This is a genomic window from Streptomyces sp. NPDC002076, from assembly GCF_053593835.1.
Genome location: NZ_JBSFDI010000002.1, coordinates 518,720 through 531,206 on the forward strand (window position 1 = coordinate 518,720; position 12,487 = coordinate 531,206).

Consider the following 12,487-nt stretch of genomic DNA (forward strand, 5'->3'; position numbering starts at 1 on the left):
GGTAAGACGGGGTGCACCACCGCCGTACCGGCCGGCTCGGCGGCCTTCGGCCGCGACCGCGCGGTCAGACGAACGCGAGCCGCCGGCTCAGCACCTCGTCGGCGAGCCCGTAGGCGACGGCCTCCTCGGCGGTGAGCACCTTGTCCCGGTCCATGTCCGCGCGCAGCGTCGCCACGTCCTGATGGGTGTGCCGGGACAGGACCTCCTCCACTTGCGAGCGGATGCGGACCATCTCCTTGGCCGCGAGGCTGAGGTCGGAGACCGTCCCCTGCCGGCCGCCGCTGGCCGGCTGGCCGAGCAGCACCCGCGCGTGCTGGAGCACGAACCGTCGCCCCGGATCTCCGCCGGCCAGCAGCACCGCCGCCGTCGACGCCGCCTGACCGACGCAGAACGTGGAGATCGGCGCCTGCACGAACGTCATCGTGTCGTAGATCGCCATCAGCGAAGTGAACGACCCACCAGGCGAGTTGAGATAGATCGAGATCTCGTGCTCCGGGTTCGCCGACTCCAGATGCAGGAGTTGCGCGATGACCACATTGGCGACTCCGTCGTCGATCTCGGTGCCTAGGAAGATGATTCGCTCGTTCAGCAGCCGGCTGAAGACGTCGTAGGACCGCTCACCCTGTGCGGTCCGCTCGATGACGTAGGGAACCGTGTACGACCCCATGTCACAGCCCCATCCGTCGGCGCGACGCGGCCGGGCGGATGTCGGTGAGCGACTCCACCACCCGGTCCACGATCCCGTACTCCCTGGCCTGCTCGGCCGTGAACCAGCGGTCCCGGTCGCCGTCCCGTGCGATCGTCTCCTCGCTCTGCCCGGTGTGCTCGGCGGTGATCCGCTCGATGGCCTTCTTGGTGAACTGGAGGTTCTCCGCCTGGATCTCGATGTCCGCGGTGGTGCCACCGATGCCCGCTGAGGGCTGGTGCATCATGATCCGCGCGTTCGGCAGCGCGAACCGCTTGCCGGGCGCCCCCACGGTGAGCAGGAACTGGCCCATGCTGGCGGCGAACCCCATCGCCAGTGTCGAGACGTCGTTCGGAATGAGCCGCATGGTGTCGTAGATGGCGAGACCCGCGGTGACCGAGCCGCCGGGACTGTTGATGTACAGGCTGATGTCGGTGCGCGGGTCCTCCGCCGACAGCAGCAGCAACTGCGCGCACACCCGGTTGGCCGACACGTCGTCGACCTGTGTGCCGAGGAGGACGATCCGCTGGGCGAGCAGCTGTGCCGCGAGATGGTCGTCGAAGCGGCTGGGCGGTGTGTCACCCTCCTCCGCGCGGGGCGGGAGCGTGGTCAGTGGAGTCATCTGGTCTCCTTGTCGAGGCGGGGATGCCGTCGACTCCACTCTTGACCTCGGGAGGTCCCTGGATGCGACTTCTCTGCCCGCCGCAGATTCGCCACGGGCAGAGCGGACGGCTCCGCCCTACGCGCGCAGCCGCTGGAACAACGCCCGTACGTCCTCCGTCAGCAGGTCCGGTTCCTCCGTGGCCGGCAAGTGGCCGATTCGCTCGAACTCCGTCCAGCGCAGGGTGATTTCCGTCCGGTCCGTCGTGTGCCGCAGTGGCACCCGCAGTTCGGCCGGGAACACGGCGAACGCGGCCGGGTGCGGTCGACGGCCCGGCGGGCACGGTGGGCACGGCGGCTCACCCGAGGCGTGCGCCGGCTCGTGGCAGATCCGCGCCGATGAACTGGCGGTCCCGGTCAGCCACTACAGCAACGTCGACAGTGCTGGACGGTCACATCCGTCATCCGGAACCGACGGACGGGCCTCCGAGCGCGTTGGCCCTTCTGCCGACACCGGAAGAGCGTTCGCCGCCCGGAACGGAACGGGACGTGATCCGCTCGTGAGAACGCCGAAGCAGTTCATGGTCAGGGCCGCTGCCCATAACCACGCCGAGTTGTGCGCAGCCATGAACCGATCGCACTGCCTGGCGAGGGAGTTCGATCTGGAGGCCTGGGCGGCCCGGCCCGCATGCCGCGGTACCACCCCGACGCGGTGACGCTTGTGCCGGGTGCCGACCCGGCCGTACCGGCGGCACGTATCGACACCAGCGCGCCGGGCGCCTCCGTAAACGACAGCTTCGCCGACTTGGACCTGGCCGCGGCCGGCTTCCAGGTCCTGTTCGAGGCGCATTGACATCCTCCCCCTCTTAAAAGAGGGGGATTCCAACCCAGGCAGGTTGAGGTTCACGGGCGCTCGAACGGCCGGTGGCCGTTGTCGCCCCTCCGGCACCGGCTGACCGCCGGGGGCGGGGACTCCCACCCTGTCCTGCCGCGACGTTGTGGCTTGCGTTCTCGTCCGCGTTGCAGGTGAAGCCGCAGGACACGCAGACGAACTCGGCTTGGCTCTTGCGCGAGTTCTTCTCGATCCATCCGCAGGCACTGCACCGCAGGGAGGTGTAGGGGGCGGGGACGTCCTCGACCCGGCCGGGTGCTTTCTGTTCGGTGCGCCGGCGCAGGAGCCCCCAGCCCTGGGCGAGGATGCACCGGTTCAGACCGGCCTTCTGGCGCACGTTCTTGCCGGGCTGCTCGACGGTTCCCTGCGCCGAGCGGGTCATGCTCCTGATGTTCAGCTTCTCGAAGCGGATCAGGCCGTACGACCGGGCGAGCATGGTGCTGGTCTTCTCGCACCAGTCCTTGCGCCGGTCCGCTTCACGTGCCCTCAGCCGTGCCAGCTTCGCATACTCGGCTGTCTTCTTCTCGCTGCCCTTGGGGGCGCGGGCGGCCCGGCGCTGGTGCTTGCGGATCTGCGCCCTCTCCCTGACGGTGAGCTGCGGGCAGTTCAGCTTCCGGCCGTCCGAGAGGGCGGCGGTGATCTTCACGCCCCGGTCAATTCCGATGACCTCGCCCGCGCCGGGCGCGTCGATCGGCTCGGGGATGACGGCGAAGGCGATGTGCCACTGACCGTTGCGGAAGGTGACGCGGAACGTCTTCGCCTTTGGCAGTTCATGCCGGGTGAGGCGGAACCGGACTCCTGGCTGGTCGCCGTCGTGCGACGTGCTGTTGAGACCGGCGAGACGCCGAATCGCCCTGGCGGCGATTCGGCTACCCGTGCCCCGCTACGCGGGAGCGGGCATTCACCCCGGCCCTGAAGGACCGGGCACCCTGCCCGAAAGCCAGGTGGAACTGAATCACACCATCGTCCCCGCCCGTGACCCGCAAGCCTCGGCGCAGTTCCTGGCCGAAGTCCTCGGCCTGAGAGCCGATCCCCCGGTGGCGCACTTCATGCCGGTCACGCTGGCCAACCAGGTCAGCCTGGACTACGACCAGCTCGACGACTTCGAGCCACACCACCACGCGTCCATGGTCAGCGAGCAGGAGTTCGACGCCGCCCTCGCCCGCATCCAGCACGGCGGAATCCCTCATACGGCGATGCCGCATGCCAAGAAATTGGGCAGATCCACCACAGTGAGCGCGCCATAGGCCGCAGGGGCAGCTACTTCCACGACCCCGACGGACATCTCATGGAAATCCTCACCCCGGCCGGCACCGGGTCGTGAGGCCGATGCCGGCCCACCGGATCATGGCTTCGCTGGTGGCGGGATCGTGTTCGTAGTCGCGACCGACGCGGTGATGTGCGCGGACGGCCCGGTGACATCACCGGTCGACCTGACGCTGCTGCCCGAACGCCGACGGGGGCACGGCGGGCCGTACGGTGATCTCAACCGGGGCTGCATCGACGTCGACCGGCTGCGTGAGCTGCTGGCCGGGCTGCCACTGCCGCGCTCTCCGGACGGCCGGGTGGTCCTGGCCGTCGGCGTGTCACCGCGGCTGCGCTCGGACCGGGTTGCCCGGCCGCGCCGAAGGTCCGCCGCCAGTGACTGGACCCCACACGCAGCACCGCGCTTGGCCTCGTGGCCAAGGGGAACCGGCCCATACAAGAGAAGTGGCCGGGCTGGTCCGTCGCGCAGCGCTGCCTCACGTCCTCTCTTCCGGGCGGCCGGTCGGCGTGATCGGCGTGGGATCGGTGAGGTTTTCAGGCGCCGTTGTCCATTCGATGCCGCCTCGCCGCGGGGCCAGCCAGGCGACCGGCTTCGGCGCGGTGCCCTCCGGTGCGATGGCGCGAAGAATTCCTCGCCGTCCTGTTGCGGAGTCCGTCACCATGTGGCCGAGCCACGGATGGGAGCGGTGCATCAAGCCCGTCGAGGTCATGGCTGCTCCACGCGAGGAGCCGGTACCTGCGCCTTCTGACTAGGAGGTGAGGAGCGATGTGTGGGGGACATGGTGGTTGCCTTTCCTTCGAGGCCGGGCCGCGAGGATGTGGAGCGGCGGCAAGGCCTTCCCGACAGGCGTGTTCGAATAGACGTGCGACCTTGACGTTTGGTGGCGACAACTCTGAGGGTTTTGCCGGTCCTTGACCGTGGCGGTGTGAGCGTCTGGCTGGATCGCTCACGCATGTAACTATGCTCGCAGTCGACTTCACGTTGCAACTCCTTCCCTGATAATTTCAGCCGCGCGGTATCCGGCTGGCGTCATCATCAAGTCGCCGCGCTCTGCGTCATGATGACGTGTCGTCAGGGGATGGGAGTTTGCGTGATGGAGGGTCGTTCGGGTGCGGGGGCCAACGCGCCAACGGTTCTTCGGATGATCCTCGGTCGGCGGCTGCGGGAGAGGCGGCAGAGCGCCGACGTGTCGCTGGAGGAAGCTGCCAAGGCCCTGCGGATGAAGCCGTTGACCGTCAGGCGCCTGGAGAAGGCGGAGGTCGCTCTCAAGCCCCTGTACGTGGAGCGGTTGCTGGAGGCCTACGGAGCCGACCGGCAGGAGATCGACGAGTTCGTCGCCCTGGCCGAGCGGGCCAACGAACCGGGCTGGTGGCATGACTATCGCGATGTGCTGCCCAGCTGGTTCTCCGCCTACGTCAGCCTGGAGACCAGCGCCAGAACTCTGCGTACCTATGAGCCGCACTACGTCACCGGGCTGCTGCAGACGTACGCCTACGCGCGCGCCGTCCTGCGCGGCGGCTTTCCCAATGACTCCGAGGAAGATCTGGAGCGGCGCGTCCAACTGCGGCTTCGCCGGCAGGAACTGTTGGAGAGCAAGGACGCTCCCACGCTGTGGGTGGTGATGGAGGAGGCCGTCCTGCACCGCGTGGTCGGCGGGGCGGAGGTGATGCGAGCGCAGATTGACCGGCTCCTCGAAGCCTCTGAGCTGGAACATATCAGCATCGACGTCGTTCCGTTCTCCGCAGGCGCCCATGTCGGCGCGTGCGCCCCCTTCACCTACTTCCGGTTCGCGGAGCCGGAGCTGCCCGACGTCGTCTACAGCGAGGTCCTTACCGCCTCGATGTACCTGGACCAGCGCTCGGATGTCGCCGCCCATCTGGAAGCACACAACCGGATGTCGCTGCTGACCTCCTCCGCGGACAGCAGGGCGCTGTTGCAACACATGCGCAAGGAGTACTCATGACCGTAAGCCATGGCAGTGTCTACAACGGGATGCCCGCTTCCGATCTTGGTGAGCACGGCTGGGAGTGCCCGTGGAGCGGGCCCAACGGGGGCCAGTGCGTGGAGACGAAGCAACTCGCCGACGGCCGCATCGCGCTGCGCCAGTCGACCGATCCCTCCGGGCCCGCGCTGATCTACACCACCGAGGAGATCAGCGCATTCCTCGAGGGAGTCAAGAAGGGCCTCGCCGATCATCTGACGGCCGGCTGAACCTCAGCGCGATCGGGAGAAGGCGCCGCCACGAGGTCGCCCCGCCCGCACGCCACGCAACTATCGGAAGGGAACAGCATGAGCGGCACGCCGGCCTCGCGGGACATCGACACCAGCAGGCCTCACTCCGCACGCATGTACGACTACTACCTCGGCGGCAAGGACCACTTCGACGTCGACAAGCAGGCGGCCGAGTCTGTCGCGGCCGTCTATCCCGGCATCTTCGTGTGCGCCCGTGAGAACCGGTCCTTCATGCACCGGGCGACTCGGGTTCTCGCGCGAGACCACGGCATCCGCCAATGGCTGGACATCGGCACCGGCATCCCCACCGAGCCGAACCTGCATCAGGTGGCCCAGTCCGTCGTGCCCGACGCCCGGGTCGTCTACGCCGACAACGACCCTCTCGTGCTGAAGTACGCCGAGCGCCTCATGCGCAGCACGTCCCAGGGCCGCACCGCATACATCGAGGCTGACGTCAAGGACCCTACGTTTCTGCTCAACGCCCCAATCCTCTCAGAGGTATTGAACCTGAACGAGCCGGTGGCGCTGTCCCTCAACGCCCTGATGCACTTCATCACCGACGAGCAGGACCCGTACGGGATCGTCAACCGTCTGCTCGACGCCCTGCCCTCCGGCAGCGCCCTGGCACTGAGCCACTGCACGCCCGACTACGATCCGCCCACCTGGCAGAAGGTCACCGACATCTACAACAACGCGGGAACGCCCGTGCAGTTCCGCTCCCGCGCCGACGTCGCCCGCTTCTTCGACGGTCTGGAACTACTCGACCCTGGCATCACGATGGGGCACCGCTGGCGCCCCGACCCTTTCAGCGAAGACGCGACCGCAGCTGAGCCGCCCACGGACGCCCAGGTCAGCCTGTGGACGGGGGTAGGCATCAAGCCCTAGTAGGACTCCGTTACGTCTGTCTTGATCTTGGTGTGGTCCTGCTGGGCAGTGGTCGGTGGCAGGTGGTGCAGATGCCGGTCCAGCAGTTCAGCAGGTCCTGGAGGGTGTCGAGGATCTGGTAGAGGGTGAGTCCGCTGTGTCGGCTTTTGGGGCCAGCCGCTGCTCGGTGAGGAAGGCGTGGGCGGCGGTGACCAGGGTGGCGTGGTGGTGCCAGCCTTTCCAGGAGCGGCCTTCGAAGTGGTCCAGGCCCAGGCCGTGCTTGAGCTCGCGGTAATCGTGCTCGATGCGCCAGCGGATCTTCGCCAGGCGGACCAGCTCCGGGATCGGGGTGTCGTCGGGCAGGTCGGACAGCCAGAAGCGGGTCGGCTTGTCCTCGCCGTCGGGCCATTCGGCCAGCAACCACACCTCGGGCAGGACGCCGTCCCACCGGCCGTGCTCGGCCACCGCGGCTGCCTGAGCCAGCCGACGCGGACGCACCCCGGCCGGCCGGACCTGCACCGCAAGGAAGCGGGAGGTCATCGGGCCGCGGGAGCCTTCCCGCCAGGTCACCTCCGCGAAGGCCTCCCGTCCTGCGGCCGCGGCCAGTTCCGCCACCGGCACCGGCGGCCGGTGGTAGCGGGGCACCGGCCGCCGGCCGTTGCCGGACCAGGCCGGGGCGGCGGGCACCGCGTCATGCGGCTGGACGGTCAGATCGCCGCGGACGCCGACCACGTAACGGATCTCCCGCTCGGCCAGGGCGGCGCGGAAGTCGGCATTCTGGCCGTAGCCGGCGTCCGCCACCACGACCGGCGGCACCAGCTGCCAGGTGGCCAGTTCATCCAGGGCGTCCAGGGCAAGGCGCCACTTCTCCCGGTGCCCGACGCCCTTGGGCACGCCGGTCCGCCGTCGCCGGACGGTGTCCTCGTCCCACTCCTTGGGCAGGAACAGCCGCCAGTTCAGCGGGCATGAGGCTGTGTCGGAGACCGCGTGCACGCTGACCGCGACCTGGCAGTTCGCCTGTTTGCCCAGCGCACCGCAGTACTGGGGAGCAACCCCGACCGACATCCTGCCGTCCTTGGGGAACGACACGTCATCGATCGCCCAGGCGTCCGGGCCGATCTGCGGCACCAGCCGCTCGGCGATCCGCCGGCGTACCGGCACCGGATCCCACGTGGACTGGTTCACGAACTGCTGCAGGTTCTGCTCGTTGCCGTCCGGCAGCCGCGAGGCCATGGCCTGGATGGACTTGCGGCGGCCGTCCGTCATCAGTCCCCGCAGATAGCAGTCGCTCTTGGCCCGCTGGTCCTTGCGCGGTATCGAGGCGAACACGTCCGCCACGAATAACGCCAACTCCGCCCGAACACGATTGACTTCATGTGCGTCCACACAGTCCTCATGCCCCTGAACACTGCAGGCAGACAGACCTAACGGAGTCCTACTAGTACTCCAGGAGCGTTTCGTCTGCTGGAGCGGCTCTTCAGGAGTCGGCGGGTCTCTGCCACGGTAAGTGCGACGCTGCTCCTGGTGGAGTCGTTTCCGCTGCCCCCTTACGCCGACAAGCTCGCCGCGTTCGCCAAGTACGGCCGCCACGGCACGTTGGACCGCCGGCGGGTCAGCCTGATCGGGCACTTCCAGGGAGTGTCACCGAGATGACCGACCTGCCCGCGCAGGTACTCAGGTCGCCGGCGCCGTCACAGCGACGGCCTGCGCCGAGCCGGCTTGTTGAGTTGTTGGGGTTCGTACAAGGTTCCGTCATGGAGCACCAGTCACCTCGACAACCGCGATGGCACCTCCATGCATGCCGCCTGGCTGCGCACACCGGTCCCGCCATCGACAGCGCGGATCGGGCGAAGCTGGTGCGTCGTCGTCGGCGGCAGGCGGCGTCCCGGGGCAGCACATGACAGCTGAGCTCCCTCACACAGGCCACGCCGAGATGTCGGTCAGGCCCGGGGCCAGGGACCGCAGATGGGTTGGGCCTGGAAGGCCGTCATGAGTCTAGTCGTGCTGGGCCGTGTCGGCCGCTGCGAGGGCTTTGGCACAGGCGGTTTGAGTGGTGACGGACGCTGCGTGGGCGACGGGGGACAGAGCCAGGAGCATCACAGCCGGCCGCGATCGCCGGGCGACGTGTGGGCGCCATGTGAGGCCTCCGGGTGTGCGGGGGCGGGGGAGTGGGTCAGGACGACAGCGTGATCAGCCGGGTGTTGTCGCGGGTGTCGACGCATACCTGGTAGGGGTTGGGGTCGCCTTGGCGCTCCTGGCATTTCCAGGTGCTTCCTGCGGCGCGCACCTCGACGGTCGTGCTCGACGCGTCGTGCCAGGTCTTGGTGTAGGCGGCTGCCACCTGCAGAGCAGCAGCACAGGGTACATTCTCGGGGGCGGACACCCCGAGGCCGGAAGCCTTGTCGGTTCCGCAGTATGCGCTGGGTTTGTGATCGTTCGTTCCAGAGCCGGCGAAGGCCTGGGCCGGTACTGAGAGACACATCGCGGCGACCCCCAGCAGAACGGCGAGCGTTCCCTTCCTGCTCGAATGCATCGCGTGCCCTCCTTACGGGGGAGCCCCGGGCATCGCGCCGAGTACCCAGGACTCCCTCCATGCACACTGGTTTCACCTACGGGTGTGTCCTGGCCGCTCGTGGAGGAGTCGGCCGGGGTCGGGTTGCGGACGCGGGCGATCGCTGGACTGGATGATCTCCTCGCGACGGGCGAGGCCGACGCGGTGGTGGCGGCGGGCTGTGACGCGATGAGCGAGTCTATGCTCACCATGATCGGCCGGGTGGCCGACGCGCCCACGCCCGCGCTCCAGCCCTTCCAGGAGGGTCGTGCCGGGGTCCTGCTGGGTGAGGGCGCAGTGGCGGTCGTGCTGCGCCGCGCCGCCGACGCAGGACCTGCTCCACTCGACACCGTCCTGGGCACCGGGCTGTCCTGCGACGCCCACCACGAGACCGCCCCGGATGTGGGCGGCATCGTCGCGGCCATGCGTGACGCGCACCGCCGCGCCGGTGTGAGCCCGCAGGACATCGGCCTGGTCCTAACATTGCTCTACGTCACCACGATGAGCCAAACCCCGATATCCGCAGGGGTCCTACGGTTGTCTACACCCTGCACGCACACGTGGTCCTCACCCCGAAGTACCGGCGCGGCCCATTCACCGACGACATCCTCAAGCGCTGCGAAGAGGTCATGCACGACGTGTGTACCGACTTCGCAGCGGAACTCCGGGAGTTGAACGGCGAACGCGATGACGTCCACCTCTTGGTGCACTGCCCGCCGAAGGTCGCAACATCAGGGGACAGGATCCGAGACGACTACGGAGAGGGCAGGCCAACTGCTCGCCATGTCGGCGGGCGAGCGGCGCGGGTCAGGTGCTGCGGGTGCTGTGACGCCGGCCGGTGTACTCGGAGTCGGTGACGTGCTCGAGCCAGTCGACGTCGTCGGTCTCCCACAGCGCGATGTGGGTCATGAAGTGATCCGGGGCCGCGCCGTGCCAGTGCTCCTCGCCCGGCGGGGTCCAGATCACGTCGCCCGGATGGGCTTCGAGGATCTCGCCGCCGCGAGACTGGATCAGGGCGATGCCCTCAACGACGTAGAGGGTCTGGCCCAGGCCGTGGGAGTGCCAGGCGGTGCGGGCGCCGGGGGCGAAGCGGACGGCGTTCGCCCGGGCCCGGGACGGGTCTTCGCCGCGATAGATGACATCAGCCCAGGCGTCTCCGGTGAACCACTCGGCGGGCAGCTTCATCGTCGGCTGCTTCTTCAGCAGTTCCATGGTGTGTTCTCTCCGTACTGGTACTCGTACTCGTGAGGTGCTGTGTCGCGACGGACAGGCAGCAGGGTGCAATGGACAGGTCGGGTGCGCGGACCCGACCAGTGAGCTCAGGCGCCGCGTTCCTCCGCGATCTTCTTGAGCTGGGTGATCGCGGTCATGGCGTTGGGCCAGCCCGCGTAGAAGGCCAGATGCGTGATCGCCTCGGACAGCTCCGCCACGCTCAGCCCGTTGTCGAGGGCCACGCCCAGGTGGTAACCGAGCTGCTCACCGCGGTACAGCGCGGCCAGCACACTCACAGTGACCAGGCTGCGGTCCCGCGGGGACAGCCCGGGCCGCTCCCACACGTCACCGAACAGGACCTCATTGGTGACCTCGACGAGCTTCGGCGCGATGCCTGCCAGCTCCAGGGGCGCGGACTGCTTCTGCATGGAAAGGACTCCTCGGTCAAGAACGGGTGAACCGGCTCGGACCACTCCTCGGGCGAGTGCGGTCGTCCGGCAGCCGCCGAGCCTCACACGCTCCGCTCGGAGCTGGGCCTGCAACCGCTGCCGATATCCAGGAAACCGCAGCTCAAGAGGGTGGAGAAGGGTCTGCCGTTACAGGTACTGACAGGACCCCCCACGCGTGCACCGCCCGGCCTAGCCTGGAATGCGTGAGCACCGAGAGTGACATCCGCGAGTTCCTGGCCTCCCGCCGCGCCAAGATCACCCCTCAGCAGGCCGGCTTGCCGGCCTTTGGCGGCAACCGGCGCGTACCGGGCCTGCGCCGTGAAGAAGTCGCCCTCCTCGCCGGCGTAAGCGTCGACTATTACGTCCGTCTTGAGCGCGGCCACCTCGCCGGCGCCTCAGAAGAAGTCCTCGACGCCCTCGCAGACGCCCTCCAGCTCGACGACGCCGAACGTGGCCACCTCCACGACCTGGCCCGTGCTGCCGCCAAGCGCCCCACCCGCCGCACCAAGCGCGCCCGCGGACCGCTGCCGGACAGCGTCCTGCGTGTGCTTCGGTCCATGACCGACTCCCCGGCCTTCATCCGCAACGGCCGCCTGGACATCCTCGCCACCAACCAACTCGGCCGCGCCCTCTACGCCCCCCTCTTTCCCGACCGCACCACCCAGACCACCAACATCGCCCGCTTTCAGTTCCTCAACTCCGCCGGCCGCGACTTCTTCCCCGACTGGGAGCAGTCCGTCAACACCACCGTCGCCCTGCTGCGCACCGAAGCCGGCCGCGCCCCCCACGACAGCGACCTGACCGGACTCATCGGCGAACTCGTCACCCGTAGCGACGAATTCCGCACCGCTTGGGCCAAGCACAACGTGCGCCTGCACCACACCGGCCGCAAGTCGTTTCGCCACCCCGCTGTCGGCGTCCTCACCCTCGACTTCGACGCCATGGAACTGCCAGCCCAACCGGGCCTGACCCTCACCGCCTACAGCGCCGAACCCGGCACCCCCGACCACGACACGCTGCAGCTCCTCGCGGCCTGGGCCGCCACCGAACTCGCGCAGCCCACCCGTACTGAGGCGGAAGAGGGCCGCGCGCATCAGCGTGAGCGCCACACCTTCTGACGAGCGGGGGCACCGCCAGGCACATGTGCCTGGCCCGCGCAGTTTGCGCGTGGCCACACGGGCGGGTACTCCTTGCCGGGGCAATGAGGGCTGAGGGGTGGGGACCGTGAGGATGCATGGTGAGCGGGAGCGTTGGGAGCTGCTGCCTGCGTGTGTGGGACCGCTGCGGTTCGGGATGAGTCCGGCCGAGGTCGCGGCGGCCCTCCAGGGTTCCGGGCCGCACGAGCGAGCGGGTGGCTCGTACGCGCAGGAAGATTTCGCCGACGGAGTGAAGGTCTTCTACGACGGGGGCAAGCTGGCATGCGTGGCGATGGATGCCGTCACCGGCCCGCAGGCTTTCCTGGCGGGCTTTGCACTGGCAGGTCGTGATCCCGAGGAGGCGTACCAGTACCTCCTCGACCACGCTGCCGAGCACGGCAACTGGCTGGCCTACACGCCCGATGAGTCCCTTGCCCTGACTGATCTGGGGCTGCTTTTGCGGGTCCAGCAGATCGGAGGCGTTCCGCTGTCGCGCCCACTCTTCGTGATCGAGGAGTGGTTGGAGTCCGAGTACCACTGCGTCCGCGGCCACCTGCCCCTCGAAGGAGCCCCGGTCATGCACGGTCAGCGAAGCTGAA

General features: G+C 68.4%; 17 protein-coding genes and 3 pseudogenes. 11 read left to right on the forward strand and 9 right to left on the reverse strand.

Annotated elements, in window-relative coordinates; genetic code table 11:
• Window positions 1–64: 64 nt before the first annotated feature.
• The 3 genes from ACWCQS_RS06650 to ACWCQS_RS06660 form a co-directional block, all read right to left on the reverse strand.
• A complete protein-coding gene (locus tag ACWCQS_RS06650; protein ID WP_451003417.1) occupies window positions 65–667 on the reverse strand; it encodes a ClpP family protease in 603 nt (200 codons plus the stop codon).
• A gap of 1 nt (window position 668) precedes the next feature.
• Window positions 669–1,307, reverse strand: coding sequence for an ATP-dependent Clp protease proteolytic subunit (locus ACWCQS_RS06655; protein ID WP_450986181.1), 639 nt, complete (start codon window positions 1,305–1,307; stop codon window positions 669–671).
• 117 nt (window positions 1,308–1,424) lie between these two features.
• Complete coding sequence (locus ACWCQS_RS06660; protein WP_451003418.1) at window positions 1,425–1,589, reverse strand: hypothetical protein; 165 nt, start codon at window positions 1,587–1,589, stop codon at window positions 1,425–1,427.
• A gap of 408 nt (window positions 1,590–1,997) precedes the next feature.
• Between ACWCQS_RS06660 and ACWCQS_RS06665 the strand changes: the two genes are divergently transcribed.
• Window positions 1,998–2,138, forward strand: coding sequence for a hypothetical protein (locus tag ACWCQS_RS06665; RefSeq protein ID WP_451003419.1), 141 nt, complete (start codon window positions 1,998–2,000; stop codon window positions 2,136–2,138).
• Between the two features lie 13 nt (window positions 2,139–2,151).
• Here the strand turns inward: ACWCQS_RS06665 and ACWCQS_RS06670 are convergent, their stop codons facing one another.
• Window positions 2,152–3,042, reverse strand: a complete 891-nt coding sequence (locus ACWCQS_RS06670) for an RNA-guided endonuclease InsQ/TnpB family protein (protein WP_451003525.1) — start codon at window positions 3,040–3,042, stop codon at window positions 2,152–2,154.
• Between the two features lie 79 nt (window positions 3,043–3,121).
• On the opposite strand from ACWCQS_RS06670, the gene ACWCQS_RS06675 reads away from it, so the two are divergent.
• Window positions 3,122–3,424, forward strand: coding sequence for a VOC family protein (locus ACWCQS_RS06675; RefSeq protein ID WP_451003420.1), 303 nt, complete (start codon window positions 3,122–3,124; stop codon window positions 3,422–3,424).
• Window positions 3,425–3,565: 141 nt separating this feature from the next.
• Window positions 3,566–3,784, forward strand: a pseudogene (locus ACWCQS_RS06680) (NF041680 family putative transposase); the annotation flags it as partial.
• Between the two features lie 135 nt (window positions 3,785–3,919).
• Here the strand turns inward: ACWCQS_RS06680 and ACWCQS_RS06685 are convergent.
• Complete coding sequence (locus ACWCQS_RS06685; protein WP_451003535.1) at window positions 3,920–4,153, reverse strand: hypothetical protein; 234 nt, start codon at window positions 4,151–4,153, stop codon at window positions 3,920–3,922.
• A 381-nt stretch (window positions 4,154–4,534) separates the two neighbouring features.
• Here ACWCQS_RS06685 and ACWCQS_RS06690 point away from each other — a divergent pair, with 381 nt between their 5' ends.
• The 3 genes from ACWCQS_RS06690 to ACWCQS_RS06700 all read left to right on the forward strand — a co-directional run bounded on the left by ACWCQS_RS06690 (window position 4,535) and on the right by ACWCQS_RS06700 (window position 6,561).
• Entirely contained in the window at window positions 4,535–5,407 is an 873-nt protein-coding gene (locus ACWCQS_RS06690) for a helix-turn-helix domain-containing protein (protein ID WP_451003421.1), read from the forward strand.
• Entirely contained in the window at window positions 5,404–5,655 is a 252-nt protein-coding gene (locus ACWCQS_RS06695; RefSeq protein ID WP_228617726.1) for a DUF397 domain-containing protein, read from the forward strand. Before ACWCQS_RS06690 ends, ACWCQS_RS06695 begins: the two co-directional genes overlap by 4 nt.
• Before the next feature lie 78 nt (window positions 5,656–5,733).
• A complete protein-coding gene (locus ACWCQS_RS06700; protein ID WP_451003422.1) occupies window positions 5,734–6,561 on the forward strand; it encodes an SAM-dependent methyltransferase in 828 nt (275 codons plus the stop codon).
• 87 nt (window positions 6,562–6,648) lie between these two features.
• Here the strand turns inward: ACWCQS_RS06700 and ACWCQS_RS06705 are convergent, their stop codons facing one another.
• Window positions 6,649–7,926, reverse strand: coding sequence for an IS701 family transposase (locus tag ACWCQS_RS06705; protein WP_451003423.1), 1,278 nt, complete (start codon window positions 7,924–7,926; stop codon window positions 6,649–6,651).
• A gap of 138 nt (window positions 7,927–8,064) precedes the next feature.
• Between ACWCQS_RS06705 and ACWCQS_RS06710 the strand changes: the two genes are divergently transcribed.
• A complete protein-coding gene (locus tag ACWCQS_RS06710) occupies window positions 8,065–8,193 on the forward strand; it encodes a hypothetical protein (RefSeq protein ID WP_451003424.1) in 129 nt (42 codons plus the stop codon).
• Between the two features lie 520 nt (window positions 8,194–8,713).
• Here ACWCQS_RS06710 and ACWCQS_RS06715 read toward each other — a convergent pair.
• On the reverse strand, window positions 8,714–9,073 hold the full coding sequence (locus tag ACWCQS_RS06715) for a hypothetical protein (protein WP_451003425.1): 360 nt from the start codon (window positions 9,071–9,073) through the stop codon (window positions 8,714–8,716).
• Here ACWCQS_RS06715 and ACWCQS_RS06720 point away from each other — a divergent pair.
• Both ACWCQS_RS06720 and tnpA read left to right on the forward strand, forming a co-directional pair.
• A pseudogene (locus ACWCQS_RS06720) lies at window positions 9,068–9,409 on the forward strand (beta-ketoacyl synthase N-terminal-like domain-containing protein); the annotation flags it as partial. The gene ACWCQS_RS06715 and the pseudogene ACWCQS_RS06720 overlap by 6 nt on opposite strands.
• A gap of 164 nt (window positions 9,410–9,573) precedes the next feature.
• Window positions 9,574–9,825, forward strand: a pseudogene (gene tnpA / locus ACWCQS_RS06725) (IS200/IS605 family transposase); the annotation flags it as partial.
• Between the two features lie 73 nt (window positions 9,826–9,898).
• On the opposite strand, the gene ACWCQS_RS06730 reads toward tnpA, so the two are convergent.
• Window positions 9,899–10,303 carry a (R)-mandelonitrile lyase gene (locus ACWCQS_RS06730; RefSeq protein WP_451003426.1) on the reverse strand — a complete coding sequence of 135 codons (405 nt, stop codon included), beginning with the start codon at window positions 10,301–10,303 and terminating at the stop codon, window positions 9,899–9,901.
• A 107-nt stretch (window positions 10,304–10,410) separates the two neighbouring features.
• On the reverse strand, window positions 10,411–10,731 hold the full coding sequence (locus ACWCQS_RS06735) for a carboxymuconolactone decarboxylase family protein (protein ID WP_451003427.1): 321 nt from the start codon (window positions 10,729–10,731) through the stop codon (window positions 10,411–10,413).
• A gap of 224 nt (window positions 10,732–10,955) precedes the next feature.
• On the opposite strand from ACWCQS_RS06735, the gene ACWCQS_RS06740 reads away from it, so the two are divergent.
• Together ACWCQS_RS06740 and ACWCQS_RS06745 are read left to right on the forward strand one after the other, a co-directional pair.
• Window positions 10,956–11,870, forward strand: a complete 915-nt coding sequence (locus tag ACWCQS_RS06740) for a helix-turn-helix domain-containing protein (RefSeq protein ID WP_451003428.1) — start codon at window positions 10,956–10,958, stop codon at window positions 11,868–11,870.
• 175 nt (window positions 11,871–12,045) lie between these two features.
• A complete protein-coding gene (locus ACWCQS_RS06745; protein ID WP_451003429.1) occupies window positions 12,046–12,486 on the forward strand; it encodes a hypothetical protein in 441 nt (146 codons plus the stop codon).
• Window position 12,487: the final 1 nt, after the last annotated feature.